General features: G+C 41.5%; 1 pseudogene. It reads left to right on the top strand.

Going from position 1 to position 311, the window contains the following annotated elements:
- Positions 1–130: 130 nt before the first annotated feature.
- Positions 131–311: pseudogene (locus tag P6709_RS19785) on the top strand (hypothetical protein); the annotation flags it as partial.

Genomic DNA, 311 nt, shown 5'->3' with positions numbered 1-311 from the left:
AAGTGACGAAACGGACGTCCAGAAGCTGGAAAAGGAATGTGAAATGATGAATAAGCATGGGTTTGAAGTAGAGTTTTATGATAAAGAACGTATAAAATAGCGATTTGGATTTGAAAAGCCTGCCGCTTTGATGACACATGGAGATGCAGAAGTAAATCCTCTTAAACTCGTTATGGCTCTTATTGAAACTGCTAACGTCCGTGATGTGGATGTCTATGAGAACACAGAGCTCACCGAGGAAGGAAAAGTCTCCATCTTATTCCTGGGCATTGATGAAAGTGAAAAAAGAACAGCTGCTGAGCCCGTTCTTC

It is taken from the genome of Jeotgalibacillus sp. ET6 (genome assembly GCF_029667115.1).
Classification (GTDB): domain Bacteria; phylum Bacillota; class Bacilli; order Bacillales; family Jeotgalibacillaceae; genus Jeotgalibacillus.
This window is presented reverse-complemented; position numbering and strand designations above follow the sequence as displayed.